Origin of the sequence: Geomonas oryzae (assembly GCF_004117875.1) — a bacterium.
Lineage (GTDB): Bacteria > Desulfobacterota > Desulfuromonadia > Geobacterales > Geobacteraceae > Geomonas > Geomonas oryzae.
On the sequence record NZ_RAHW01000002.1, the window covers coordinates 373,266 to 396,117 of the forward strand.

Here is a 22,852-nt window from a genome sequence, read left to right on the forward strand (position 1 = left end):
CGTGAAAGCTGTGCAGAGCATCCGGAACAGGAAAAGGAACGCATGGAAAAGATACTGATCATCGACGACGAAGCCTTCATCTGCGAAAACGTGCAGCGCATCCTATCCGGAGAAGGGTTCCAGGTCTGCACCGCCCAGACCGGACAGGAAGCCCGCGACATCGTCGCCTCGGAGCAGATCGATCTCGCCCTTTTGGACCTGAACCTCGGAACCGAGAACGGCATCGACGTCCTCAAGGCCCTGAAGGAGCTCGACCCGGAGCTGCTGGTGATCATCATAACCGGGTACGGCTCGGTCGAAAGCGCGGTGGAATCGCTGCAGCTTGGTGCCTTCCATTACATGAAAAAGCCGTTCAAGGCGGACGCCTTGCGCCTCATCGTAAAGCTCGCGCTGAAGACCCAGACCCTGAAGCGCGAGGTGCGCAAGCTGCGTCAGGGAAACGCCTCGCTCCCTGGTTCCTCCCCCATCATCGGGAAAAGCGATGCCTTCAACGAGGTGGTGGCCCAGGTGCGCGAAATAGCACGCATCCCCTCTACGGTCCTGGTCACCGGCGAATCGGGGACCGGCAAGGAACTGGTGGCCCGGGCCATCCACGACCTGTCGGACCGCAAGGAGGCCCCCTTCATCGCCATCAACTGCGCCTCGATACCGGCGACGCTCCTTGAGAGCGAACTCTTCGGCCACGAGAAAGGGTCCTTCACCGGTGCGAGCGGACGCAAGAAGGGGCTCTTCGAGGAGGCGCACCACGGCACCATTTTCCTCGACGAGATCGGTGAGATGGACATGGCGATGCAGGCAAAGCTCCTGAGGGTGCTGCAGGAGAGGTCCATACGGAGGGTCGGCGCGGTGAAGGACGTCACCATCGACGTGCGGGTGATCGCGGCGACGAACCGCGACCTTTTGCAGCGCATCGCCGAGAAGAGCTTCCGGGAAGACCTCTTCTACCGCCTGAACGTCTTCCCGATCCACATCCCGCCCCTGCGCGAGCGCACCGCCGACATAGCCGCCCTCGCCGCCTACTTCCTCGACGGGTTCAGCCGCTCCTTCGGGCGCCAGTTCCGCGACATCTCACCCGAGGCGGAACAACTCATGGCGCAGTACGCCTGGCCCGGAAACGTGCGCGAACTCAGAAACGTCATCGAGCGCATCTGCATCATGCGCACGGGACCGACCCTCCTGCCGGAGCACCTGCCGCTTGAAATCAGGAACAGCCAGGACGGCGATCATGCGGCGATGGTCACCACCGCAACAGCGATAGAAGTTCCGGAGGATGTCGGGCTGGAGGAGGCGATCAACAGCATCGAGAAGACGCTCATCCGGCAGGCGTTGCAGAAAGCGGGCGGCAACGTACTGCAGACCGCCACGATTTTGAGGATCCCCCGCGGCACCCTGCGTTACAAGATGGACAAATACGGCCTCTAGCCCTTGCAATACCTGATGCTGTGAAAAGATGACGAGGCGTGGCCGCAGGCCCGCCTCGTTCTATTTTCGGCGCACCGCCAACATTAGCCCGCACCAACGGCAACTACCCTCACCCGCCGTACCCGCACAAAGTTTTTAATCCGACCGCCGAGACCGCTTTTGGCAGATATCCGCCACCCATGTGGCCGTTTTCCGCCACCACCTCACCTTTCAACCATCATTCTGTCCGCGCCGACATTCATTAATCAATACGTTACGACTCCCATCATATGGCACCGCAGTTGCAACAGAACAATGTATCGTATACGGACATACTTCAGGCCACATACAAGGCGCAGTTACAAAACTAATAAATATTTTCACATAACAGCAGGACAACAACCAAGGAGGAATACCCTATGAACCTGAAAGCCTGTTTTAAAACGTTGGCCATGGCGGCGGCACTCGCCCTGCCGGTGAACGCCTTCGCAGCCCCGATCGTGATCAAGTTCAGCCACGTCGTCGCGCAGCATACCCCGAAAGGACAGGCCGCCGATTACTTCAAGAAGATCGCCGAAGAGCGCACCAAGGGGCGCGTGAAGGTCGAGGTCTACCCGAACAGCCAGCTTTACAAGGACAAGGAGGAGATGGAAGCCCTGCAGCTCGGCGCGGTCCAGATGCTCGCCCCCTCCCTTGCGAAGTTCGCACCGCTCGGCGTAAAGGAGTTCGAGGTGTTCGACCTCCCCTTCATCTTCGACAACTACCAGGAACTGCACAAGGTCACCCAGGGTCCGGTAGGCGCCAAACTCCTCAAGAAGCTCGAGCCGAAGGGGATCCTCGGTCTCGCATACTGGGATAACGGCTTCAAGGTGATGAGCGACAACAAGCCGCTCAAGAACGTCGCCGACTTCAGGGGCCAGAAGATGCGCATCCAGTCCTCCAAGGTGCTCGACTCCCAGATGCGCTCGGTAGGTGCCATCCCGCAGGTACTCGCCTTCTCCGAGGTGTACCAGGCGCTGCAGACCGGCGTCGTCGACGGCACCGAGAATCCCCCCTCCAACCTCTACACCCAGAAGATGCACGAGGTGCAGAAGTACGTCACCCTCTCCGACCACGGCTACTTAGGCTATGCGGTCATCGTGAACAAGAAGTTCTGGATGGGGCTGCCCGCCGACATCCGCACCATCCTCGAAGGGTGCATGAAGGACGCTACCAAGTTCGCCAACGACGTCGCCAAGAAGGACAACGACGAGGCGCTCGCGGCCGTCAAGAAGTCAGGCCGCAGCCAGCTGATCACCCTCACCCCGCAGGAACGTGCCGCCTGGAAGAAGGCGATGGACAAGGCTCACAAGGAGAACATGGGCCGCATCGGCGCCGACATCGTGAAGGAAGTCTACGCAGCCACCGGGTACAACGCGAACTAATCACGCCGAACCTTGACGCGACGGCCGCATCGAGGCGGCCGTCGCCGAGAGTTCCAGGAGAAGCCCATCATGATGAAGTATCTTGACCATCTTGAGGAAATCATCATCACCTTCCTCATCGGCGCCGCCACGGTGATCATCGCCGTCGCCGTCGCCCATCGCTACCTGTCCGGCCTCCCGATCCCGGGGCTGCAGGACTGGCTGCTGACCATTAACATGAGCTGGGCGCAGGAGCTCTGCATCTACATGTTCGTCTGGATGGCCAAGTTCGGCGCCGCCTACGGCGTCAGAAGCGGCATCCACGTGGGGGTGGACGTTCTGGTGACCCGCCTCCCCGATTCCTGGCGCAAGACCACCGTGATCATCGCGGTCCTGGGCGGCGTCATCTTCACCGGCCTGATCGGCTCGCTGGGCGCCAAGTTCGTCTGGGAAAACGGCATGCACTACGCCGTCTTCAACAAGCTCGGCATGAACGTCGCCGACCTGATCGAAGGCCCCACCACCCCGGACCTCGAGTGGCCGACCTGGATCGTCTATTGCGCCGTGCCGCTCGGCTCGTACCTCATGTGCTTCCGTTTCCTGCAGGTGGGATACGCCTTCCTGCGCACCGGCGAGCTGCCGCGCCACGACCACACCCACGTCGACGGCATCGACGAGATCGGCACGCTCGACTCCACCGAGGCGCTGGAGGAATACGAGCAGCACAAGTTCAATCATAAGGAAGCTGGGGGTGTGAAATGAGTACTGCAGTAGCCGGCTGGGAACAGTTTTCCAAGAAAAAGGCGGCGACCTGGCTTCTCGCCATCGCCGTGATCCTTGGAGCGATAGCCACCCTCGGCAGCACCGGCATCGTCTTCGCGCTTCTATTGGCCCTTATGCTGACGGGGATGCCCATCTCCATCGCACTCGGCCTTACCGTGCTCACCTTCCTCTTCTTCTTCTCGGAGGTGCCGACCGAGGCGGTCGCCATGAAGCTCTTCACCGGCATCGAGAAGTTCGAGATCATGGCGATCCCGTTCTTCATCCTGGCCGGTAACTTCCTGACCCACGGCGGCGTGGCGAAGAGGATGATCAACTTCGCCACCTCCATGGTCGGGCACTGGCACGGCGGCCTGGCACTTGCCGGCGTCATGGCCTGCGCCCTCTTCGCCGCGGTCTCCGGGTCGAGCCCCGCCACCGTCGTCGCCATCGGCTCCATCATGATGCCCGCCATGGTGCGCGCCGGCTACCCGAAGCGCTTCGGCGCCGGCGTCATCACCACGTCGGGTTCGCTGGGCATCCTGATCCCCCCCTCCATCCCGATGGTGGTCTACTGCGTCGCCACCAACTCCTCGGTGGGTGCGCTCTTCATGGGGGGGGTCATCCCCGGACTCATGCTGGCCACCCTGCTCGGCCTCGTGGCCTGGTATCGCGCTAAGAAAGGGGACCTCCCCCGCATGAAGAAGGCGACCTGGGGCGAGCGGGCCAAGGCTTTCCGCGACAGCGTCTGGGGCCTGTTCCTGATCGTCATCGTCCTGGGCGGCATCTACTCCGGCATGTTCACCCCGACCGAGGCGGCTGCGATGAGCGCGGTGTACGCCTTCGTCATCGCCGTCTTCGTCTACCGCGACGTCCCCTTCAAGAAGGTCCCGAAGGTGCTCTTGGACTCGGCGAGCATGTCGGCGATGCTTCTGTACATCATCACCAACGCGGTGCTCTTCAGCTTTCTGATGACGCACGAGAACATCCCGCAGCTCATGGCGGACTGGATCCTCGGCCACAACCTGGGCGTGGTCTCCTTCCTTTTGGTGACCAACGTGCTGCTGCTTCTGGCCGGTAACGTCATGGAGCCCTCCTCCATCATCCTGATCCTCGCCCCGATCCTGTTCCCGGTCGCCATGCAGCTCGGCATAGACCCGGTGCACTTCGGCGTGCTCATCACGGTGAACATGGAGGTCGGCATGTGCCACCCGCCGGTGGGACTCAACCTCTACGTATCGAGCGGCATCACGAAGATGGGGATATCGGAGCTGACCGTGGCGGTCTGGCCTTGGCTGCTCGCCATGCTCTGCTTCATGATTCTCGTCACCTACGTGCCGATCATCTCGCTGTGGCTGCCGCGCGCACTCGGTTACTAGCGGCATCGCCGAACCGTTGAACGAAAAAGGGCCTGTCCAGATGACAGGCCCTTTTTACCTTTACCCGCTGACCAAGTTGCGCTATCAATGCCCGAGTCCCCCAAGCGCCACTCCCAAGGAAAGTCACTCCCATGGTAACCGTGCTCGTCGCCATCTTCTTAATCGCCTATGCGGCCATCGCCCTTGAACACCCCATCGGGATCAACAAGTCATCCTCGGCGCTTCTCGGCGCGGGGCTGCTCTGGTCCGTCTACGCACTCGCCACCCCGGACTCCCACCTGGTCGTGCACCAGTTGAACGAGTCGCTCGCGTCCACGGCGCAGATCGTCTTCTTCCTGATCGGCGCCATGACCATCGTGGAGGTGATCGACGCCCACAACGGGTTCGAGGTGATCACCTCCCACATAAGGACCAGAAAGCTCGCCTCGCTCATGTGGCTGGTGGGTTTCGTCACCTTCTTTCTGAGTTCGGTGCTCGACAACCTGACCACCACCATCGTCATGATCTCGCTGATGAAGAAGCTCCTCGACAACCACGAGGACCGCCTCTTCTTCGCCGGTCTCATCGTCATCGCCGCCAACGCCGGTGGTGCCTGGACCCCGATCGGCGATGTCACCACCACCATGCTCTGGATCGGCGGTCAGATCACCACCCTGGCGATCATGAAGGGGGTGCTCGCCCCTTCGCTGGTGAACCTTTTGCTGCCGCTTGCCGTGGTCGCGTTCCAATTGAGAGGCCGCGAGGTGGTGGCTCCGGTCCGTGAGGAAAACGGCGACATTCCGCAGAGCACCCTCTTCGAGCGCAACCTCATGTTCCTGCTCGGCATCGGCATCCTGGTGAGCGTCCCGGTGTTCAAGACGGTGACCCACCTCCCCCCTTTCATGGGGATACTGCTCGGGCTCGGCATACTCTGGCTCGCCGGTGACCTCGTGCACAGGAACAAGGAGGAGATGGACAAGCGGCACTTCACCCTGGCACACGCCCTGGAGAAGATCGACATGAGCTCCATCGTCTTCTTCATCGGCATCCTGCTCGCGGTGGCAACGCTTGAGCACACGCACATCCTGTCGGCAATCGCCGGCTGGCTCGACCGTACCGTGGGACGCCTCGACCTGATCGTCACCCTGATCGGGCTTGTGAGCGCCATCGTCGACAACGTGCCGCTCGTTGCCGCCTCCATGGGGATGTACAACCTGGCAGCGCATCCGGCGGACAGTTTTCTCTGGGAATTCATGGCCTACTGCGCCGGCACCGGCGGTTCCATTCTCGTCATCGGCTCGGCCGCCGGGGTGGCCGCCATGGGGCTCGAAAAGGTGCACTTCTTCTGGTATGTGAGGAGAATCAGCGGGCTTGCCCTTTTGGGCTACTTCGGAGGGATAGGAGTTTACTTGCTGCAGACGAGGATCTTTGGGTGACGGCTGATGCTTGCGCAGTCCTGTGGCATCCGGGCTATCCCCAGGTCCTGAAGTGCCCGGAGTCGATGTGAACGAAACCGGACTGAGGGTAGTAACCGACGCCGCCCGCGGCAAGAGTCAGGGCGCCTTTCCTTATCCGGTCGAGCCCGAATTTCGGTATGGCGAGGTCGATGGCCATCCCCTTCATGTGAAGGCTGTCTTTCGCGACCCCCTTTGAGCGGCGGCGCAACTCGGCGTTGTATTCGGGAGAGCGGTAACCGGAGATGATGTGAATCTCGTTGTCGCCCCCCAAGGTGTTGTCCAGCCGGTTCAGGTATTCGACGACGCGCAGGTCCATTTCCGTGGTCTGGTTGGTATGGTGGCAGCGGAAGATCCAGTTCAGGGACTGCAGCGCTTCATCGCAGTACTCGCCGAGACTGTTGCGGTAGGTTACGGTCAACCGTTCGTTGCAGTTGACGTTGTACAGGGAGAGTTTGCCCTCGGTAAGGCCGCCGGTACCGCCGTCGACTAGCCTCGCAAAGGCCGATTTGGCACCGATAAGGGTCGCAGCAAAAAAGGCGGAGGACTTGAGAAACATCCTGCGGCACAACATTGCATCTTTCACATAAACCTCTATAAATCAGGTAATTAGCGAGCCGTCGCCAATCCCTTGCTACCACAAACTCTCTCAAGCTGTCAACCCTTACCCCTCACATCCCCCCTCATCTTCCGCTGTCTTTAACTTGCTAATGTGGCGTTGTGTGCTTTGCTGTGTGGGTCGGCACCCACCTCCGGTCAGCACGGGGCCTGCCATGAAAATACCCTACGCCACCAAGACCACAGCGTTTGTTTCAGGGATCACGCTGGCGCTTCTGCTCTCCATGGGGGAGCACCTCGAAGGCCCGCTGAGCGCCCTTCTCACCCTATCGGGAGCCGTTTGGTTTCCGGTCTCCATCGCAGTGTTCGTCCACGGCAAGCAAACCATAGAGTTTAGGATTCAATCGCTGCGCGGCGAACGGCCGTACCTCGACATCCCCAAAGACATCACGCCGCGGGCCATCATCTGGTTTTCCTCGACCCTCGCCACCGCGTGGATGCTCAGCCTTTGGTACCAGCTGGGATAAAAAAAAGGGACGTTCCTCGGAACGTCCCTTCATGTATCCATCATTCTCCAGAGAGATCAGCTATCGCAGGCCACGTCCTGCTCACTCTCCAGCGCGCTCCTTATCGCCTTGATCATCTCGACCGGCGAGAACGGCTTCTGGATGAGCTGGAAATCCGGCTTGGCCTGCAGGTGGTCCGGGCGGTAGCCGCTCATGAACACCGCCTTCGCGGCCGGGTTCACCTTCTTTATCTCCCTGAAACAGCTGATGCCATCCTTGCGGGGCATGACCACGTCCATGACCACCAGATGTATCGGCTCGTTCTGCTTGTACTTGTCCAGCGCGTCCTGACCGTCTTCAGCAGTGATCACCCGGTAACCGTAGCTTACGAGGAAATCAGAGAGCATCTCGCGCAACTGTTTCTCGTCATCGACGATCAGAATGGTCTCTGTCCCCTGGTAGCAGTTGTTAATCTTGTTCATCATGATCTCCATGCTACTGATCCAGTCGATCTTGCTCCCGTCCGGCCTCATCCTTTCCGGAGTGTTTATTTTCAAGATGAATTCTGTCTCGAAGATGATACTGGAGGCGGATGCGTTGAGGGCGGAGGCAAGGGCAAAAATGGACAAGAGACTCGGCTGCTGTTTACCGCCTTCGATGTTGGATATGAATTTGCGGTCCAGGCAGCTTAACATAGACAGCCTGTCCTGAGAGAGGTTGCGTTCCCTTCTCAGTCTTCGTACGACTATGCCGAATGCTTCTTCAATGGTCATTAATGCTCCTCCAGACTTGGGAAGCTTTTATAGCAAATATTCACTTAAATTACTGTAGACAATTACCCCCACAACAAAAAAATATCCCTTATGACAGCACTGTGCAATCCGAGAGCGCCGTAGTGAACCTTCGAATGCACGGGCGGCATCATCATGCCCCCCATTTACCAGCACCCTATTAAACACTTGATTTGGCGTGACAAAACGCACCGCAAAGGACAAGCAAGCGCACCTTGGCGGTGTTTACACTGCAGTATCCTGCCTGCATATCCAGAACCGGGCAATTCCGAAAAACAGTAAATTTTATTCATGTGTAGGCGAGAATATGACAAGTATTTCGGTAGCCCCCGGCGTATACAGTGGGTTGCTGGTACGAAGGAAGGTTGTCTCAGCGAACGGTCGACAGAAAGATAGCGGGCTAACATGTCTGCAAGTCAGGCTGCTTTCGATGGAGGCTGACAGCCCGAGCCGGGACAAGTGGGAAAAAACTAGGAAAGATATTTGCGCTGGAGAGTATCCGGCGAGGAGAACGAGAAGTTTCCTATCCTCTGCGGGGCGGGCGGCTCCGGGAGTAACATGGCGATGGCACAGTAGCAGAGGAAAAGCAGCCCGAGCAGTAAAAAGACAACCGCAATGGCCGGACCGGAATGCATGGAGCTGAGGAACCACCACTCCAGCACGAATGGCAGGCAAAACAGTATCATCACAAAACCGCCCTTCTTACCGCTTCTCATAAACTCCTTCATCCTCCTAAAAGATGACATCGCGTGCAGCTCGGCACCTTACTGTATTGCCTCAAAGTCTTCAAGCTTGAAAGCATTAGCCATCTGGCAGGAACCACTCCTCATTGGCAACGACTGCATGAAAAGCGTCCCGTCGGGGTGAGGCACTAGGCTCCGATACGTGCTTGTCCGTCTAAAATGTAGGAATCTATACCGAAAGATATATTCATTTATTCCTACATATATATTTCATTTGCTTATCAGGTCATGTATGTGTAGAATGCCGTCGCTTTTAAGAGGTGCAGCCTGACCTACAGGTGACCGTCAAAATCCATCGGCCGAATGCGCCTTTAAAGCGGGTCCGGCTGGAGAGATCGCCATGTACAAGCTCTCGATGCTCAGATTTGTTATTAGTTTTGTTACTGTGTTATGCATTGCCGTCATCGCAGAAGCCGACGTGCCTCCTTGTGCGAGTTCCGAGGGAGCGGATCATGCGGCCAACGCGCCCGTCACGGTTCCGGGGACGGGCAAGGTGTGTCAGTTCTGTCATGTCCCGCACCAGGATACTACCGAGGGTGGCCTGTTGTGGAACAGCAAGGCCGAACAGACAAAGGCCGGGAAAACATATGCGCTCGCCATTCCAGCCAATGTCGCCGTTCCCGAGGATTTCGATCCGCGACTTGGCAAAGGGAGGTTGTGCATGTCCTGTCACGACGGGACAGTCGCTACTCCTTCCATAAAGGAGAGAAAAGACCTCCGCGCTTCTTCGTGCGTAAACTGGAAACTGGTTGCGCCATAGGTAAAGCCGTCTTCTACGGCTGCCATTCCATCACCAGCAGTCATAGATACGGCCTGAGCGCCGCCTCGAGGTACAAACACAAAAAGCCCCTGTATTTCTACAGGGGCTTTTTGGTTGTGGGCCGCCCGTCCCTTAAGAGACGGGCTAAATACTGCAACCTTCTTTGCAGTGCGATACAGGACGAATAGCAAACTTAGAGGTCCACATTGCCTGATCTCCTTTCCCATAATTGAGGTTATCTAGTTCTACACCGGCGGCGTCATCAAGTCAACATAAAAAAGATCATTTTGGTCTTCTTAACATCAAACCGATTCCGTCGCCTTCTCGTCCCTCACTTCGTCCACATCCCTGCTCTCTTCAAGCATCGCGAGGAAGGCTCGCATCAACGCAGTGCGGTAGTCGTTTTTTCTGGTGACAAGTAGCAGGGTGCGCTGCAGATCCACCGGGCTGGCAACCTCTAAAAGCCACCCGTGATCAAGTTCCCGCTGCACCGCAATTCTGGAAACGCACCCAACCCCGAGCCCCGCCTCCACCGCCTTTTTGATCGCCTCGGTATGACCGAGCTCGAGGGCTATGGAATAAGTCACCCCTGCCCTCTCCATGGCCGCTTCGAAGACCTCCCTTGTTCCGGAGCCCTTCTCGCGCACGATCCACGGGGCTTCCCGCAGCAGGTCAGGAGAGGCCGATCGAGCCACCGCCCAAGGATGCTGCGGCCCGACAACGATCACGAGTTCATCCCGCCTCCAAGGGGTGGTAGCAAGCGACGAAAGATGCGGCAGACCTTCGACGAGCCCAAGGTCCAGTTCACCAGACTCGACCCCGTGCTCTATCTGAAGTGCGTTGCCCACCTGCAGCAGCGCTTTGGCGTCGCAATACCGCCTCGAGAACTCGCCGACTATCGCTGGCAACAGGTAGTTGCCGATGGTCGTGCTCGCCCCGATGACCAAAGTCCCTTTAGGTGCGCCGACTGACTCGTCCAGGAAAAGCTCGATCATGCGTACGCGCGAAAGCACCTCCCGCGCTTGAGGAAGCAGCTCCCGCCCCCTATCGTTCAAAAACAGCCGCCTGCCGGACCGCTCGAAGAGGGGCGCTCCCGCCAGCCGTTCCAGCTCGGCAAGCGCCATGCTGACCGCAGACTGGGTCAACAGCAGTTGGCCGCTAGCCTGGGTCACCCCGCCGCATGAAGCGACTTTCTCGAATATCTCAAGCTGCCTGAGCGTTATCGTCATAGCTCCCCCGGAAAGCATAAATCAAACTGATGCTATTCATCTGAATTACTAATTTTTATTTATATCTCAAAAGACATATGATCGGCAACAGATTTCCACATTAAGGAGGGGAAAATGAGACACATTGAGGTCCGAAGCGTTGTTATGATTCTATGTCTGGCACTGGCCATATCCCCATGGGGCGGCCCCGCCCTGGCCCTCGCCCTCGGGACGGGTTACGCCCTGACCTTGGGCAACCACTGGCCGCAAAGGACCGCGAGCTTGAGCAGGGTGTCGCTGCAGCTCTCCGTGGTCGGGCTTGGTTTTGGACTAAAGCTGGGAGAAGTGGTGCAAACGGGAAGGGAAAGCCTTGGGTACACCATAGTGGGGATTAGTTTCACTCTCGGCGTCGGATACCTGTTGGGAAAGCTCTTCGGCACTCAAAGCAACACATCTGCGCTGATATCTGCGGGAACGGCAATTTGCGGCGGCAGTGCGATTGCGGCGCTAGCGCCGGTGCTGGAAGCCAAGGACGACGAGACGGCGGTGGCCCTCGGCACCGTCTTCACCCTCAACTCCGTGGCTCTGTTGCTATTTCCGCTGATAGGGCATCTGCTGAACCTGCGCCAGGATCTGTTCGGCACTTGGGCTGGACTTGCCATTCACGACACGAGCAGCGTCGTCGGGGCGGCATCCGCGTTCGGGGAAGAGGCCTTGAAGGTCGGGACCACGGTGAAGCTCACCCGGGCCATGTGGATCATGCCGGTCGTTTTCGGGGCGGCCCTGCTGAAAAAGTCCGACCAGAGGGTACGCGTACCGCTGTTCATCATCGGCTTCATCGCAGCAGCAGCCATGCGGACCCTATTGCCGGCTTTCGAGGTGCAGTGGAATCAGGTTGCGGCTTTAGCCCGGCACGGCCTGGGCGTCTCCCTGTTTTTCGTGGGGCTGGGGCTTAGCAGAGAGGTTTTGGGCAAGGTCGGGGTACGCCCCATGCTGCAAGGTGTGACGCTGTGGCTCGTGGTCAGCGGCGTGACCCTGGCCGCGCTAATGGTGAGCGCGGCAGGCTAGCCGGCAGCCAGTCGGACCAGTCGGACCAGTCGGACCAGTCGGACCAGTCGGACTGGTCGGACTGGTCGGACTGGTGGACTGGCCAGACCGGCCATGTTGATCCTCTGCTAGATACCGGTGCCATCATCGCCGTAGCCCTTGGCGGGGGCTGTGCCGCGCTTGAATAGCAGCACACTGGCGCCGTCACCGTTGCGGTCGAACTCAAAGGCCAAGTTCTTGTCGTAGGCCAACTGCGCCACCGACTCCAACTGGGCCAGGTCCCGCAGCCGGAAGAGGATGCGGTTCCCCTTTTCCAGGTACTCCTCGATGCTCCTGGCAAGATCCAGCAGGAAAAGCCCCTTCTCTTCGGTCAGATCGACCACGTTAAGGTTGGTCGCGGCGACGGCATCGAGCACGATGCGGCGCGGCGCCCACGGGCTGTCTTCCTGTGAAAGATGCGCCTTCTGCGCTTCATCCGGCCCGTCCAGGACCATGCCGGCGGCTACGGTCGCATTGGTGAACCGGTCGATGAGAATGAAGCTTCCCGTGTCGCGATTGGTCCCGTACGGGTCGAAGGAGACCGGACGGTCCAGCTCGAGCCGGGCAAGACCTATCTCGTTAAGCCCCAGGGTGGCAACCTGCTTCTGCTCCAGGGTGTTCACGTCCACCGCATACTGCACAGCGGTAACCCGCCCCGGGGTCACCCCGGTCGCCGTCTTCACCAGGTAAAGCTGCCCCGGCTGCAATGGCTCATCATGCATCCAGACGACGTGCGCCTCGGGATGCCTCGTGTAAAGGGGGGGCGCGTCCAGACGCGTGAGCATGTCGCCGCGGCTGATGTCAATCTCGTCCTCGAGGGTCAGCGTTACGGCCTGCCCGGCCACCGCCTCTTCCAGATCGCCGTTGAAGGTCACAATCCGGGCGACCCGGCTCGTTTGGCCGGAGGACGCGACGCGGACATCGTCGCCGGGACGAATGGTGCCGGAGGCGATGGTGCCGCAGAAACCGCGGAAATCGAGGTTCGGACGGTTCACCCACTGCACCGGAAGCCGGAAGTGGTGCTCGTCCCTGTCGTCCTCGACCTGCACCGTCTCCAGGAAGTGCATCAGGGTGGGCCCCTGGTACCACGGGGTCTCGGCGCTCTTCTCGATGATGTTGTCGCCGTTCAGCGCCGAAATGGGGAGCGCAGTTATGCTCTCGAAGCCGAGCGGCGCCGCGAACGCGCGGTAGTCATCCTCGATGGCCCGGAATTTCTCCTCGTCGTAGCCGATCAGGTCCATCTTGTTGATCGCCAGCACGATGTGCCTGATGCCTACCAGCGAAACGAGGAAGCTGTGCCTGCGGGTCTGGGTCAGCAGCCCCTTGCGAGCGTCGACCAGGATGACGGCGACCTTGGCGGTCGAGGCCCCGGTGACCATGTTTCTCGTGTACTGCTCGTGGCCCGGGGTGTCGGCGACGATGAACTTGCGCCGGTCCGTGGAGAAGAAACGGTAGGCGACGTCGATGGTGATCCCCTGTTCCCGCTCGGCCTGCAGCCCGTCCAGAAGCAGGGCGTAGTCGATGGCGCCCCCTTGCGTACCCACCTTCTTGCTGTCGGCCTCGAGCGCCGCCAACTGGTCCTCGAAGACCATCTTGGAGTCCCACAAAAGGCGCCCGATGAGGGTGCTCTTGCCGTCGTCGACGCTGCCGCAGGTGATGAAGCGCAAAAGCGACTTCTCTTCCTGGCTCTTCAGGTAGGCAAGGATATCTTTCTCGATCAGTTCCGATTGATGTGCCATTAGAAGTACCCTTCCTGTTTCTTCTTCTCCATGGAGCCGGCCTGGTCATGGTCGATCAGACGGCCCTGACGCTCGGAGGTGCGGGTGAGCAGCATTTCCTGGATGATTTCCGGCAGCGTATCCGCCTCGGACTCGACCGCCCCGGTCAGGGGGTAGCAGCCCAGGGTGCGGAAGCGGACCGACTTGTGTTCGATCTTCTCGCCGGGCTTCAACTCGAGCCGGTCGTCATCGACCATGATGAGCATGCCGTCCCGCTCGACCACCGGGCGCACCGCCGCGTAATAGAGCGGGACGATGGGGATCTCTTCCAGGTGGATGTACTGCCAGATGTCGAGTTCGGTCCAGTTGGAGAGCGGGAACACCCGGATGCTCTCCCCCGGCTTGATGCGGGTGTTGTAAAGACTCCAGAGTTCCGGGCGCTGGTTCTTCGGGTCCCACCGGTGGTTCGCGCTCCGGAAGGAGAAGATGCGCTCCTTGGCACGGGACTTCTCTTCGTCACGACGGGCCCCGCCGAAGGCGGCGTCGAACTTGTACTTATCGAGCGCCTGCTTGAGCCCCTCGGTCTTCATGACGTCCGTGTAGAGGGCGGAGCCGTGGGTGAACGGGGAGACCCCTTTTTTCACCCCTTCCTCGTTCACGTGCACGAGAAGCTCCATCCCTGATTCCTTCGCCATCCGGCCGCGGAAATCGATCATGTCGCGGAACTTCCAGGTGGTGTCCACGTGCAAAAGCGGAAAAGGCGGCGGCGCCGGATAGAAGGCCTTGCGAGCCAGGTGCAGCATGACTGCGGAGTCCTTGCCGATCGAGTAGAGCATCACCGGGTTCTCGAACTCGGCCACCACTTCGCGGATGATGTGAATGCTCTCGGCTTCCAGTTGCTGCAGGTGCGTCAGATTTTTCTTCATATCGTTTCCCGTATCGAATCTTTGTACCGGCGCCGGTCGCGCCGGGCGCGCTCCGTCTATCTCCGGTGCAGGCCGCATTCCTTGTGTTCGGGGTTCTCCCACCACCACCTTCCCGCGCGGGAATCCTCTCCCGGCTGAACCGCCCTTGTGCAGGGGGCGCAGCCGATGGAGCGGTACCCCTGCTTCAGAAGTCGGTTCTGCGGCAGGCGACGCTCCTGTATGAAGTCCAGCAACCGGGCTTCGCTCCAGTCGAGCAGCGGGTTGATCTTGATGATGCCGCCGTTCAGCGCATCCAGTTCGATCGCCTTCAGATCCGTCCTGGTCACGCTGTGCTCACGGCGCATGCCGGTGACCCACCCGGAAAGCTCCTTGAGCGCGCGCCCGAGCGGCTCCACCTTGCGGATGTGGCAGCACTCGTGGCGGTTCTCCAGCGACTCGCGGAAGGAGAAGAGCCCCTTCTCGCGCTCCAGCTTTTCCACCGCCTCGTGCTTCGGGAAATACCAGTCGATCTGGATGCGGTAGCGCTCCGTGATGGCGTCGGCCACCTCGTAGGTCTCCTCGTTCAGCCTGCCGGTGTCGAGCGCGAAGACGCCGACCTCCAGACCGGCCTCCCGGGCCAGCTCGATGATGGCCACGTCCTCGAGGGAGAACGAGCAGGCAAGCTTCACGGGGCCTTGCGCTGCGCTCACACCGAGGCGGAGAATCTCCTGGGCGGTTGCGTTAGGGGCGATTTCGGGAACAGATGTCATGTTGGCGTCCTCTTGGATGGATTCGAGCCGGGAGGTATTCCCTCTCAAAAAACTTGAGTCACCTTTTACCCTATCACACTAACATAGTCAACAAAAATAACAGCCATTGCAGACAATATCAGTAGGTTTTATTCGAACTCATGCAGCAGCCCCTTCAACAACGCCAGATAATTGCAGCTAAGACACTGTTTCAAAACGACTATCCTACATCTCATCGGTTGTGTGAAATGTCATGACGCAAGGAAATTTCAAAGGGATTCAGAGCAAAATCCAAACCATTGCCGACACGTTGAGTAGGAAAACAAAAAAAAGGCGCGACCGGAGCGCGGCGCGACCGGTGCTGAGGATATGGGGGTGACGGCGGAGGGGGAAGCGAAGCTCAGGCTAGTGATGCTGATGCAGCACCTGGATCGACCTCCAGGCACCGGAACGGAAACGCAACGACCAGACCACCGCGGTGAAGAAGACGAAACAGGTGGCAAGGGTCCATTCCGCGATGAGGCTCGGGATCAGCCAGGAGATGAACCACAGCAGAAGGAGAAAACCTGCCGAGGAGTAGAGGAAGGTGCGGGCGACCCAGCCGGTGTCCCCCGCCGAAGAGAGGACGCAGCCGGTCATCACGTTGGCGGCGTCGAAGAGGCAGTAAAAGGCGACGAACTTCATGATCACCGAGCCGGTCTCGATGATGCGGGCACTTTCCGGCCCGGCCCCGGCGAAAAGCGACATGAGCGGTCCCGGACAGGTGGCGAAGAGGACCGCCATGGCGAACATCCAGACCTCGCAGACGATAAGCGACTGCAACGCGATCTCTGGAACCTGATCGTCCTCCCCTGCCCCGCGTGCGTGCCCCACCAGGACCCCTGCCGCCTGACCAAGTCCGAGCGCCGGGAAGAAGGCCATGCCGTTGATGCGGAAGGCGATACTGGAGGCGGCGAGTTCCACGGTGCCGAGCCGCCCGAGCGCGACGAGGAACAGTGTCCAGGCGCAGAGCTCGCCGCTGATGCGAAGCCCCATCGGCATGGCGAGTTTCAAGAAGCGGGCGAAGTCCGGCCTGGAAAGGCGCCTCGCGATACGGTCGGACCACCCTCCCGCAACCATGAAGATGCCGCTGTAAAGAAAGGCGGCAACCGCCTGGGCGGAAACGGTGGCGAGCGCGGCGCCTGCGATTCCCAGGCGAGGCAGCCCCCATTCACCGAGGACCAGTCCCAAGGCGAGCAACGCGTTGACGACAAAGGATAAAAAGGTGACCGCGGTGACCAGGGCCGGTCTGCCGATCCCCGAGAGCCAGCCGGCGAGTGCGGAACCGAGCACGGGAAAAAGCGAGCCCGCCATGCAGATCCCGAAATAGGCGGTCTCGTCGCGCGCGACCTGCGGGGCGTGCCCGGCAAAGAGGAAGAGCTGCGCAAGCGGCCAGGCGAGCGCCAGTGCCGCTATCCCGGAAACGAGCGAGGTATGGATGCCGAGCCATGCGGAACGGCGCACGCCCGGGAGGTCGCCGCGGCCGTGGTTATGGGCGACGAAGGTCCCGGCGTACCCGGCGGTGCCGAAGAGAAAGCCCTGGAACAGGATGACGGCGAGCCCCGCCGGACCGATCGCCGCCACCGCCTCGCTGGAGTAGCGCGAGAGGACGATGGCGTCGACGATCTGCATCAGGGTTATTGCGGAGGTGGAAAGTATCATGGGGCCTGCCAGTTTCAGCAGGCGCGGTACGTGGTTCATTGCCGGCAAAGCGTGCCCTTCCTTGTTCTTCGCTTGGCGGCCTCACTCGTGACGCAGGGCGTCGATGGGGTTGAGACCGGCTGCCCGGCGCGCCGGGAAAAAGCCGAAGATAACCCCGATCGCCGCAGAAAACAAGAAGGATAACAGGTTGATCTTTACGTCGAACAGGTACGGGATGTTCATGGCGTGGGCGAGTGCCATGGAAGAGAGCGTGGCGAGGACGATCCCCGCCACCCCGCCCATGCTGGAGAGCACCACCGCCTCGACCAGGAACTGCAGGAGCACCTCCCGTTCCAGGGCGCCGATGGCGAGACGGATGCCGATCTCCCGCGTCCTTTCCGTCACCGAGACGAGCATGATGTTCATGATGCCGATGCCGCCCACCAGAAGGCTCACCGCGGCGACGGCGCTCAGCAGCATTGTTAGGATCTTCGTCGTACTCGTCAGCGTCTGGGTGATCTGCCGGGTGTCCATGACCCGGAAGTCGTCCTCCTCGTTCTCCCCGATCTTGCGCCGCTCGCGCAAAAGGAGGGTGAGCTGTTTCGTGGCGGCGTCGATGGAGGCCCCCTTGCGCACCGATACGGTGAAACGGCTCACGTCCTGGGTCCCGGTCAGGCGGCGTTGCACCGTCCTCAGCGGCATGATGATGGAGTCGTCCTGATCCGACCCCATCCCGGACTGCCCCTTCGATTTCAGCACCCCCACCACCTCGCAGGAGAACTCCTTCACCCTGATCTCGCTCCCCACCGGGTTCTGGCGCCCGAAAAGCTTCTGGCGCACCGTTTCGCCGATGACGCAGACCGCTTTCCCTCCCCTCTCCTCCGCGTCGCTGAACATCCGTCCGGCGGAAAGCTCCCAGTTTCCCGCGTGGAAATAGTCGTTGGTGGTGCCGCTTACCACCGTCGGCCAGTTCTTGGACTGGTAGACCGTGGTGGCCGATTTGCCCGTTATCGGCGCGACCCACTCGGCGCTGGAGATCTGGCTCCTGATCGCCTCGATGTCGGCGCTCTTGAAGCTAGGGGCCGCGTCCGAGCCCGGCCCGAAACGCTGACCTGGCATCACCATGAGGAGGTTGCTCCCCATGCTGGAGATCTGGTCCGAGACCGACTTCGTGGCGCCGTTACCGAGCGTTACCATGACCACCACGGCGGCGACGCCGATGACGATCCCCAGCACGGTGAGAAAAGAGCGCATCAGGTTGCGGCGGATGGCGCGCAGGGAAAGAAGCAGCGTGTTCCAGAACATCAGAGGATCTCCCTTTTGCGCTCATCGCTGTCGAGAAACCCGTCGACGAAATGGACGACGCGCCGCGCGTAGGCGGCGATGTCCGGCTCGTGGGTCACCATGAGGACGGTGATGCCGAGTTCTTCGTTCAGGCTGACGATCAGATCCATGATCTCCCGGCTGGTGCGGGTGTCGAGGTTCCCGGTCGGCTCGTCGGCCAGAAGCACCTCGGGACGGGTCACGATGGCGCGTGCGATGGCGACGCGCTGCTGCTGACCTCCCGAGAGCTCCGCCGGGGTGTGCGACTCCCACCCTTTAAGCCCCACCTGCGCCAGGGCGGCCCGGGCGGCTTCGTGGCGCGACGAGGCGGGCTCGCCGCGGTAGATGAGCGGCAGCTCCACGTTTTCCAGCGCGGTGGTGCGCGGCAGCAGGTTGAAGCCCTGGAACACGAAGCCGAGGCAGTGTCGGCGCAGAAGGGCCCGTTGGCTGCGCTCGAGCAGCTCCACCTGCACGTCCTTCAGGCGATAGCTCCCGCTCGTCGGTGTATCGAGGCACCCGAGGATGTTCATGGTGGTGGACTTGCCCGAACCGCTCGGCCCCATGATGGCGAGAAAGTCGCCGGAGTCGATCTCCAGGTCGATCCCCTTTAGCGCCTGGAAGGCGGCGTGGCCGCGGCCGTAGGTCTTGGTGATGCCGGAGAGGCTGATAAGGGAAGACGCACTCATTTCGCCGTCTCCAGGGTTTCCGTGATCACCTGCATGCCGGGCTTAAGCGCGCCGGAGACGATCTCGGTCATCTTGCCGTTGGTAACACCTGTCTTCACCTCCAACGCGGTCGGCCTCCCCCCATTGAGCACCCACACCTGGTGCAGGCCGTCCTTGGTGGTCACGGCGGCCTGCTTCGGAGCGGCCTGGGGAGGACGCGGCATCAGTGCGCCGAGCACGCCCCCCGAGCGTTTTGCCTGGGGCGCGCTCTCGGGCGGTGTGAAGCGCAGCGCCGCGTTGGGAACGAGGAGCGCCTTGTCGCGCGTCACCGTGGTTATCTCGGCGGTCCCGGTCATCCCGGGGCGCAGGCTGAGATCGCTGTTTTCCACCTGCAGTACGGTGAGGTAGGAGACCACGTTGTTCTTCGTCTGGGAGCCGTAACTTACGCGGGTGATCACCGCCTGGAACTTACGGCCGGGATAGGCATCCACGGTGAAGGTCGCCTGCTGTCCCACCTTTACCTGCCCGACGTCCGCCTCGTCCACGTCCACCTGGAGCTTCATCTTGGCGAGGTCCTCGGCGAGGGTGAAGAGTGTCGGTGCGGTGAAGGAAGCCGCCACCGTCTGCCCAGGCTCGATGCTCCGCTTGAGCACAACGCCGTTGATCGGGGAACGGATGCTCGCCTTATCAAGGTTGGTCCGGTCCGTCTGCAGGTTCGCCCGGGCCTGCGTCACCGCGGCGCGCGCGTTCGCCTCGTTCGCCTCGGCGCGCTTCAGGTTCGCCTCCGCGCTGTCCATCTCCGCTTTGGAGGGGACCTTGCCGCCGGAGAGCTGGGAGACCTGGCGGTAGCGGGCAAGCGCCGCCTTCGCCTCGGCCGTGGTCGCCTGCATCTGCAGCACCTGGGCCCGGGCTGAGGCGAGCGTCGCATCAGACTTCACCACGGCGTCTTTGAGTTTGGAGAGATCGAGGAGCGCCAGCACCTGCCCCTTCTTCACCCGGTCGTTGTCGTCCACGAGCACCCGGTCCACCATGCCGGAGAGCTCACTACCCACGTCGACCTGGTTCGTCGGCTGCAGGTTCCCGGTCGCCGAAACCTTCACCACCAGGGTGTCCTGCCGGACCGCTTCGGTGGCGAAGGCCGGCGCCGCCTCCTTGTCGGCAGGGCGCAGCGCGTAGGTGGCGGCCGCGACGAGGATAACCGCGGCTAGCATGATCAAGAGCCGGCGTTTCCAGGTCCAGGCGCCGGTACGGACTTCCAGTATCTTTTGGAGCGATGCCCCTTCTGCCTGCTGCATGTGCGTATCCTTCATCGTTTTTATTGTTCTCCTTCCTGACGCCAGCCGCCCCCCAGCGCCTTGTACAGCGCGACCAGGGACTGGAGCCTGTCACCGCGGGTGGCGGCAAGGGTATCTTCCACACTCAAGACGTTTCGTTCCGTGTCCACTACGGACTGGAAGTCGATGAGGCCGGCTCCGTAGCGCTGCCGCGCCATTTCCGCCGCGCTGCGCGCCGCCGTCACCGCTGTCGAGAGGGCCTTCTCACGTTCCTGGTTTCGCGACAGCGATACCAGCGCGTTCTCCACTTCCTGCAGCGCGGTCAGCACCGACTTTTGGTAGGCGACCAACGCCTGTTCACGCACCGCGTCCTGGACTTCCACCTGCGCGCGCAGCTTGCCGGCGTCAAAGACCGGTGCGGTGATACCGCCTATGATGGAGGACTTGGCCGCCGATGCGCCGAAGAGCCCGCCTGCGGTCAGCGCCTCCACGCCGATGGAGCCGGAAAGCTTGAGGGACGGGTAGCGTGCCGCCTCGGCCACACCCACCCGCGCCGTTTCAGCCGCGAGTTTGCGTTCCGCCCCCCTGACGTCGGGACGCTGGCGCAGCGTCTCCGCCGGGATGCCCACCGCGACCTCCGCGGGCAAGGCGGGGAGTTCCCGTACCGCGGCGAGCCTTTCCTGCAGGGTTCCAGGCGTCTCCCCCAGAAGGAGCTCAAGGCGATGCTCCGCCTCGGCGAGGCTCGTCTCGAACACCGGGATCTGGGCCTTCGTCTGTTCCCGGTTGCTGCGCGCCTGCTCCACGTCCTGGACGCTCACCAGCCCCGCCTGTGAGCGCCACTGGGTCAACTGCAGCGTCTCCGACTGGCTCGCCAGGTTGTCGCGGGCGATGCCGAGCCTCTTCTGCAGGGTGCGCAGCTCCAGGTAGCTCTGGGCCGTCTCGGCCGCCAGGGTCACCTGTACGTCCTGCAAAGAGGCGGTGCTCGCCTCGAGGTCGGCGCTTGCCCCCTCGACACCGCGGCGCACCCCTCCGAAGATGTCGAGTTCCCAGCTCGCGTCGAACCCGGCACTGAACAGGTTTGCCGTGGCGCCGCTGCCGGACTTTTCGCTGGAGCGGCTGTGCGCGGCGCTCCCCGATGCGGTGATGCCGGGGTACCTGTCCGCCGCGGCCACGCTCCGCCGGGCGCGAGACTCGCGCAGCTTCGCCTGCGCGCTGCGCAGATCCGGGCTCGCCGAAAGCGCCTTCTCGATCAGCTCCGAAAGAAACGGGTCGTCCAGCGAGAGCCACCATCGACTCAGGTCGTAGTTCTCGCCCACGGTGGTGCGCGTGCTTCCCTTGGCATCCAGTTGCTGCCAGGTGGCGGGCGTCTTCACCTCAGGGGTGACGTAATTCGGGCCGACGGTGGCGCATCCGGCGAGCCCCATGGCGGCGCACGCTACAAGCAAGCGGACCGGCGTTGAAGTCTTCATCTCATCCTCTTGGTGATCGTTCTTTTAAAAGCCCGCCCAGTATAGCGACAAAGGCGTTTCCACGTTGTAAAGAATTGAAATGTCTACGGTTACCGTTTTTTACAAAACTTTACACTGCGGAAACAGGTCTTAACTGAAGCGATCGGGGAACCGGGTAGAATCAAGCGAGCAGGCGAGACGAAAGGCAAAAGGAGGCAGTATGGTGAATGGAATCGGCGGCGCAGGGATGCGGCACACCCCGCAGGACTTCTACAAAAAGGTGGATAGCGACAGTAGCGGCGGCATTTCGCAGACAGAGCTGCAGACCATGGCGGAGAAACTGAAGGAAAAGAGCGGCACCACGCTTGACACGAGCGACGAGGCCTTCAGCGGCTACGACAGCGACGGCGACGGCTCGCTCAGTATGGACGAATTGAACGGCGTGATGCAGAACAGCGGGTTCGGCCCTGCGCTCGGCATGCAGGGTAGCGCCCCTCCCGTGCCGCCGCAACAGGGGATGGAGGCCTACAGCGCCTCCGGATCGTCTACCAGCAGCCAGGACGACCTCGGCTCCGTGATCGACAGCCTGAAGGCGCTACTGGACAAGTTATCGGCCTCCTCCACTGCAGATGCCGACCCCGCCGGGACAACGAACCAGGCCGGGAAGCAGCACGGCCATGGCGGTCTCTTCAAGGACACGGACACCGACGGCAGCGGCGGCATATCACAGGACGAGCTGAAGGTCCTTGCCCAGAACATGCAGCAGTCGACCTGGCAGACTCTGGACGTGACCGACGAGGCCTTCGCCGGCTACGACAGCGACGGCGACGGCGTGCTGAGCGCGGACGAACTGAAAGGAGCCATGGACGCGAACGGATTCGCACCGCCCCAAGGACCGCCTCCTCCAGCGATGCAAGCAAACTCAGGAACATCTGTGGAAGACCAGGTGAGCGAGTTGCAGAAACTGATAGAATCGTTATCCAAGTACGTGGACAGCAGCAGCACGCAATCAAGTTCCGTTCTGAGCGTGACAACGTAAGTCGTTCAGAGAAATTCTTTCACA

General features: G+C 61.1%; 21 protein-coding genes and 1 pseudogene. 9 read left to right on the plus strand and 13 right to left on the minus strand.

What is annotated here, in order from left to right:
* Positions 1-42 precede the first annotated feature (42 nt).
* From D6Z24_RS06370 to nhaD, 5 genes are all read left to right on the plus strand, one after another.
* Complete coding sequence (locus D6Z24_RS06370) at positions 43-1,422, plus strand: sigma-54-dependent transcriptional regulator (RefSeq protein WP_129125732.1); 1,380 nt, start codon at positions 43-45, stop codon at positions 1,420-1,422.
* A 398-nt stretch (positions 1,423-1,820) separates the two neighbouring features.
* Positions 1,821-2,825, plus strand: a complete 1,005-nt coding sequence (locus tag D6Z24_RS06375; protein ID WP_129125733.1) for a TRAP transporter substrate-binding protein — start codon at positions 1,821-1,823, stop codon at positions 2,823-2,825.
* 69 nt (positions 2,826-2,894) lie between these two features.
* Entirely contained in the window at positions 2,895-3,566 is a 672-nt protein-coding gene (locus D6Z24_RS06380; protein ID WP_198419512.1) for a TRAP transporter small permease, read from the plus strand.
* Positions 3,563-4,942: a TRAP transporter large permease gene (locus D6Z24_RS06385; protein ID WP_129125734.1), complete on the plus strand. Its 1,380-nt coding sequence runs from the start codon at positions 3,563-3,565 to the stop codon at positions 4,940-4,942. The genes D6Z24_RS06380 and D6Z24_RS06385 overlap by 4 nt, the downstream gene beginning before the upstream one ends.
* Positions 4,943-5,073: 131 nt before the next feature.
* Positions 5,074-6,357: a sodium:proton antiporter NhaD gene (gene nhaD / locus D6Z24_RS06390; protein WP_129125735.1), complete on the plus strand. Its 1,284-nt coding sequence runs from the start codon at positions 5,074-5,076 to the stop codon at positions 6,355-6,357.
* A 34-nt stretch (positions 6,358-6,391) separates the two neighbouring features.
* On the opposite strand, the gene D6Z24_RS06395 is transcribed toward nhaD, so the two are convergent.
* Positions 6,392-6,961 (minus strand): YcbK family protein, encoded by a 570-nt coding sequence (locus D6Z24_RS06395; RefSeq protein WP_129125736.1) that lies wholly within the window; start codon positions 6,959-6,961, stop codon positions 6,392-6,394.
* Positions 6,962-7,148: 187 nt separating this feature from the next.
* Here D6Z24_RS06395 and D6Z24_RS06400 point away from each other — a divergent pair, with 187 nt between their 5' ends.
* Entirely contained in the window at positions 7,149-7,460 is a 312-nt protein-coding gene (locus D6Z24_RS06400; RefSeq protein WP_129125737.1) for a hypothetical protein, read from the plus strand.
* Between the two features lie 56 nt (positions 7,461-7,516).
* On the opposite strand, the gene D6Z24_RS21790 is transcribed toward D6Z24_RS06400, so the two are convergent.
* From D6Z24_RS21790 to D6Z24_RS06410, 3 genes and pseudogenes are all read right to left on the minus strand, one after another.
* On the minus strand, positions 7,517-7,921 hold the full coding sequence (locus tag D6Z24_RS21790) for a response regulator (RefSeq protein ID WP_246014607.1): 405 nt from the start codon (positions 7,919-7,921) through the stop codon (positions 7,517-7,519).
* Positions 7,922-8,038: 117 nt separating this feature from the next.
* Positions 8,039-8,212: pseudogene (locus D6Z24_RS21795) on the minus strand (helix-turn-helix domain-containing protein); the annotation flags it as partial.
* A 488-nt stretch (positions 8,213-8,700) separates the two neighbouring features.
* A complete protein-coding gene (locus D6Z24_RS06410; protein WP_129125739.1) occupies positions 8,701-8,958 on the minus strand; it encodes a SurA N-terminal domain-containing protein in 258 nt (85 codons plus the stop codon).
* Between the two features lie 355 nt (positions 8,959-9,313).
* Between D6Z24_RS06410 and D6Z24_RS06415 the strand changes: the two genes are divergently transcribed.
* Entirely contained in the window at positions 9,314-9,733 is a 420-nt protein-coding gene (locus D6Z24_RS06415; RefSeq protein ID WP_129125740.1) for a hypothetical protein, read from the plus strand.
* A gap of 302 nt (positions 9,734-10,035) precedes the next feature.
* On the opposite strand, the gene D6Z24_RS06420 is transcribed toward D6Z24_RS06415, so the two are convergent.
* Positions 10,036-10,962, minus strand: a complete 927-nt coding sequence (locus tag D6Z24_RS06420) for a LysR family transcriptional regulator (protein ID WP_129125741.1) — start codon at positions 10,960-10,962, stop codon at positions 10,036-10,038.
* 144 nt (positions 10,963-11,106) lie between these two features.
* Here D6Z24_RS06420 and D6Z24_RS06425 point away from each other — a divergent pair, with 144 nt between their 5' ends.
* Positions 11,107-12,009: a YeiH family protein gene (locus D6Z24_RS06425; protein WP_246014587.1), complete on the plus strand. Its 903-nt coding sequence runs from the start codon at positions 11,107-11,109 to the stop codon at positions 12,007-12,009.
* Positions 12,010-12,116: 107 nt separating this feature from the next.
* On the opposite strand, the gene cysN is transcribed toward D6Z24_RS06425, so the two are convergent.
* The 8 genes from cysN to D6Z24_RS06470 form a co-directional block, all read right to left on the minus strand.
* Complete coding sequence (gene cysN, locus D6Z24_RS06435; RefSeq protein ID WP_129125743.1) at positions 12,117-13,766, minus strand: sulfate adenylyltransferase subunit CysN; 1,650 nt, start codon at positions 13,764-13,766, stop codon at positions 12,117-12,119.
* Positions 13,766-14,671: a sulfate adenylyltransferase subunit CysD gene (gene cysD / locus D6Z24_RS06440; RefSeq protein WP_129125744.1), complete on the minus strand. Its 906-nt coding sequence runs from the start codon at positions 14,669-14,671 to the stop codon at positions 13,766-13,768. The genes cysN and cysD overlap by 1 nt, the downstream gene beginning before the upstream one ends.
* A 56-nt stretch (positions 14,672-14,727) precedes the next feature.
* A complete protein-coding gene (locus D6Z24_RS06445) occupies positions 14,728-15,438 on the minus strand; it encodes a phosphoadenylyl-sulfate reductase (protein WP_281275019.1) in 711 nt (236 codons plus the stop codon).
* A gap of 366 nt (positions 15,439-15,804) precedes the next feature.
* Positions 15,805-17,139 carry an MATE family efflux transporter gene (locus D6Z24_RS06450; protein ID WP_129126091.1) on the minus strand — a complete coding sequence of 445 codons (1,335 nt, stop codon included), beginning with the start codon at positions 17,137-17,139 and terminating at the stop codon, positions 15,805-15,807.
* Between the two features lie 42 nt (positions 17,140-17,181).
* Entirely contained in the window at positions 17,182-18,384 is a 1,203-nt protein-coding gene (locus D6Z24_RS06455; RefSeq protein WP_129125746.1) for an ABC transporter permease, read from the minus strand.
* Complete coding sequence (locus tag D6Z24_RS06460; RefSeq protein ID WP_129125747.1) at positions 18,384-19,088, minus strand: ABC transporter ATP-binding protein; 705 nt, start codon at positions 19,086-19,088, stop codon at positions 18,384-18,386. The genes D6Z24_RS06455 and D6Z24_RS06460 overlap by 1 nt, the downstream gene beginning before the upstream one ends.
* A complete protein-coding gene (locus D6Z24_RS06465) occupies positions 19,085-20,377 on the minus strand; it encodes an efflux RND transporter periplasmic adaptor subunit (protein WP_129125748.1) in 1,293 nt (430 codons plus the stop codon). The genes D6Z24_RS06460 and D6Z24_RS06465 overlap by 4 nt, the downstream gene beginning before the upstream one ends.
* Before the next feature lie 5 nt (positions 20,378-20,382).
* The gene (locus D6Z24_RS06470) at positions 20,383-21,810 is read right to left on the minus strand and encodes an efflux transporter outer membrane subunit (RefSeq protein ID WP_129125749.1); all 1,428 of its coding nucleotides are present in this window, start codon (positions 21,808-21,810) and stop codon (positions 20,383-20,385) included.
* A 199-nt stretch (positions 21,811-22,009) separates the two neighbouring features.
* On the opposite strand from D6Z24_RS06470, the gene D6Z24_RS06475 reads away from it, so the two are divergent.
* On the plus strand, positions 22,010-22,828 hold the full coding sequence (locus D6Z24_RS06475; protein ID WP_129125750.1) for an EF-hand domain-containing protein: 819 nt from the start codon (positions 22,010-22,012) through the stop codon (positions 22,826-22,828).
* Positions 22,829-22,852: the final 24 nt, after the last annotated feature.

Coding starts and splice junctions, on each gene's coding strand:
- D6Z24_RS06370 (WP_129125732.1), top strand. CDS start 43: ATGGAAAAGATACTGATCATCGACGACGAAGCCTTCATCTGCGAAAAC.
- D6Z24_RS06375 (WP_129125733.1), top strand. CDS start 1,821: ATGAACCTGAAAGCCTGTTTTAAAACGTTGGCCATGGCGGCGGCACTC.
- D6Z24_RS06380 (WP_198419512.1), top strand. CDS start 2,895: ATGATGAAGTATCTTGACCATCTTGAGGAAATCATCATCACCTTCCTC.
- D6Z24_RS06385 (WP_129125734.1), top strand. CDS start 3,563: ATGAGTACTGCAGTAGCCGGCTGGGAACAGTTTTCCAAGAAAAAGGCG.
- nhaD (WP_129125735.1), top strand. CDS start 5,074: ATGGTAACCGTGCTCGTCGCCATCTTCTTAATCGCCTATGCGGCCATC.
- D6Z24_RS06400 (WP_129125737.1), top strand. CDS start 7,149: ATGAAAATACCCTACGCCACCAAGACCACAGCGTTTGTTTCAGGGATC.
- D6Z24_RS21790 (WP_246014607.1), bottom strand. CDS start 7,921: ATGAACAAGATTAACAACTGCTACCAGGGGACAGAGACCATTCTGATC.
- D6Z24_RS06410 (WP_129125739.1), bottom strand. CDS start 8,958: ATGAAGGAGTTTATGAGAAGCGGTAAGAAGGGCGGTTTTGTGATGATA.
- D6Z24_RS06415 (WP_129125740.1), top strand. CDS start 9,314: ATGTACAAGCTCTCGATGCTCAGATTTGTTATTAGTTTTGTTACTGTG.
- D6Z24_RS06420 (WP_129125741.1), bottom strand. CDS start 10,962: ATGACGATAACGCTCAGGCAGCTTGAGATATTCGAGAAAGTCGCTTCA.
- D6Z24_RS06425 (WP_246014587.1), top strand. CDS start 11,107: ATGATTCTATGTCTGGCACTGGCCATATCCCCATGGGGCGGCCCCGCC.
- cysN (WP_129125743.1), bottom strand. CDS start 13,766: ATGGCACATCAATCGGAACTGATCGAGAAAGATATCCTTGCCTACCTG.
- cysD (WP_129125744.1), bottom strand. CDS start 14,671: ATGAAGAAAAATCTGACGCACCTGCAGCAACTGGAAGCCGAGAGCATT.
- D6Z24_RS06450 (WP_129126091.1), bottom strand. CDS start 17,139: ATGAACCACGTACCGCGCCTGCTGAAACTGGCAGGCCCCATGATACTT.
- D6Z24_RS06455 (WP_129125746.1), bottom strand. CDS start 18,384: ATGTTCTGGAACACGCTGCTTCTTTCCCTGCGCGCCATCCGCCGCAAC.
- D6Z24_RS06460 (WP_129125747.1), bottom strand. CDS start 19,088: ATGAGTGCGTCTTCCCTTATCAGCCTCTCCGGCATCACCAAGACCTAC.
- D6Z24_RS06465 (WP_129125748.1), bottom strand. CDS start 20,377: ATGAAGGATACGCACATGCAGCAGGCAGAAGGGGCATCGCTCCAAAAG.
- D6Z24_RS06470 (WP_129125749.1), bottom strand. CDS start 21,810: ATGAAGACTTCAACGCCGGTCCGCTTGCTTGTAGCGTGCGCCGCCATG.
- D6Z24_RS06475 (WP_129125750.1), top strand. CDS start 22,010: ATGGTGAATGGAATCGGCGGCGCAGGGATGCGGCACACCCCGCAGGAC.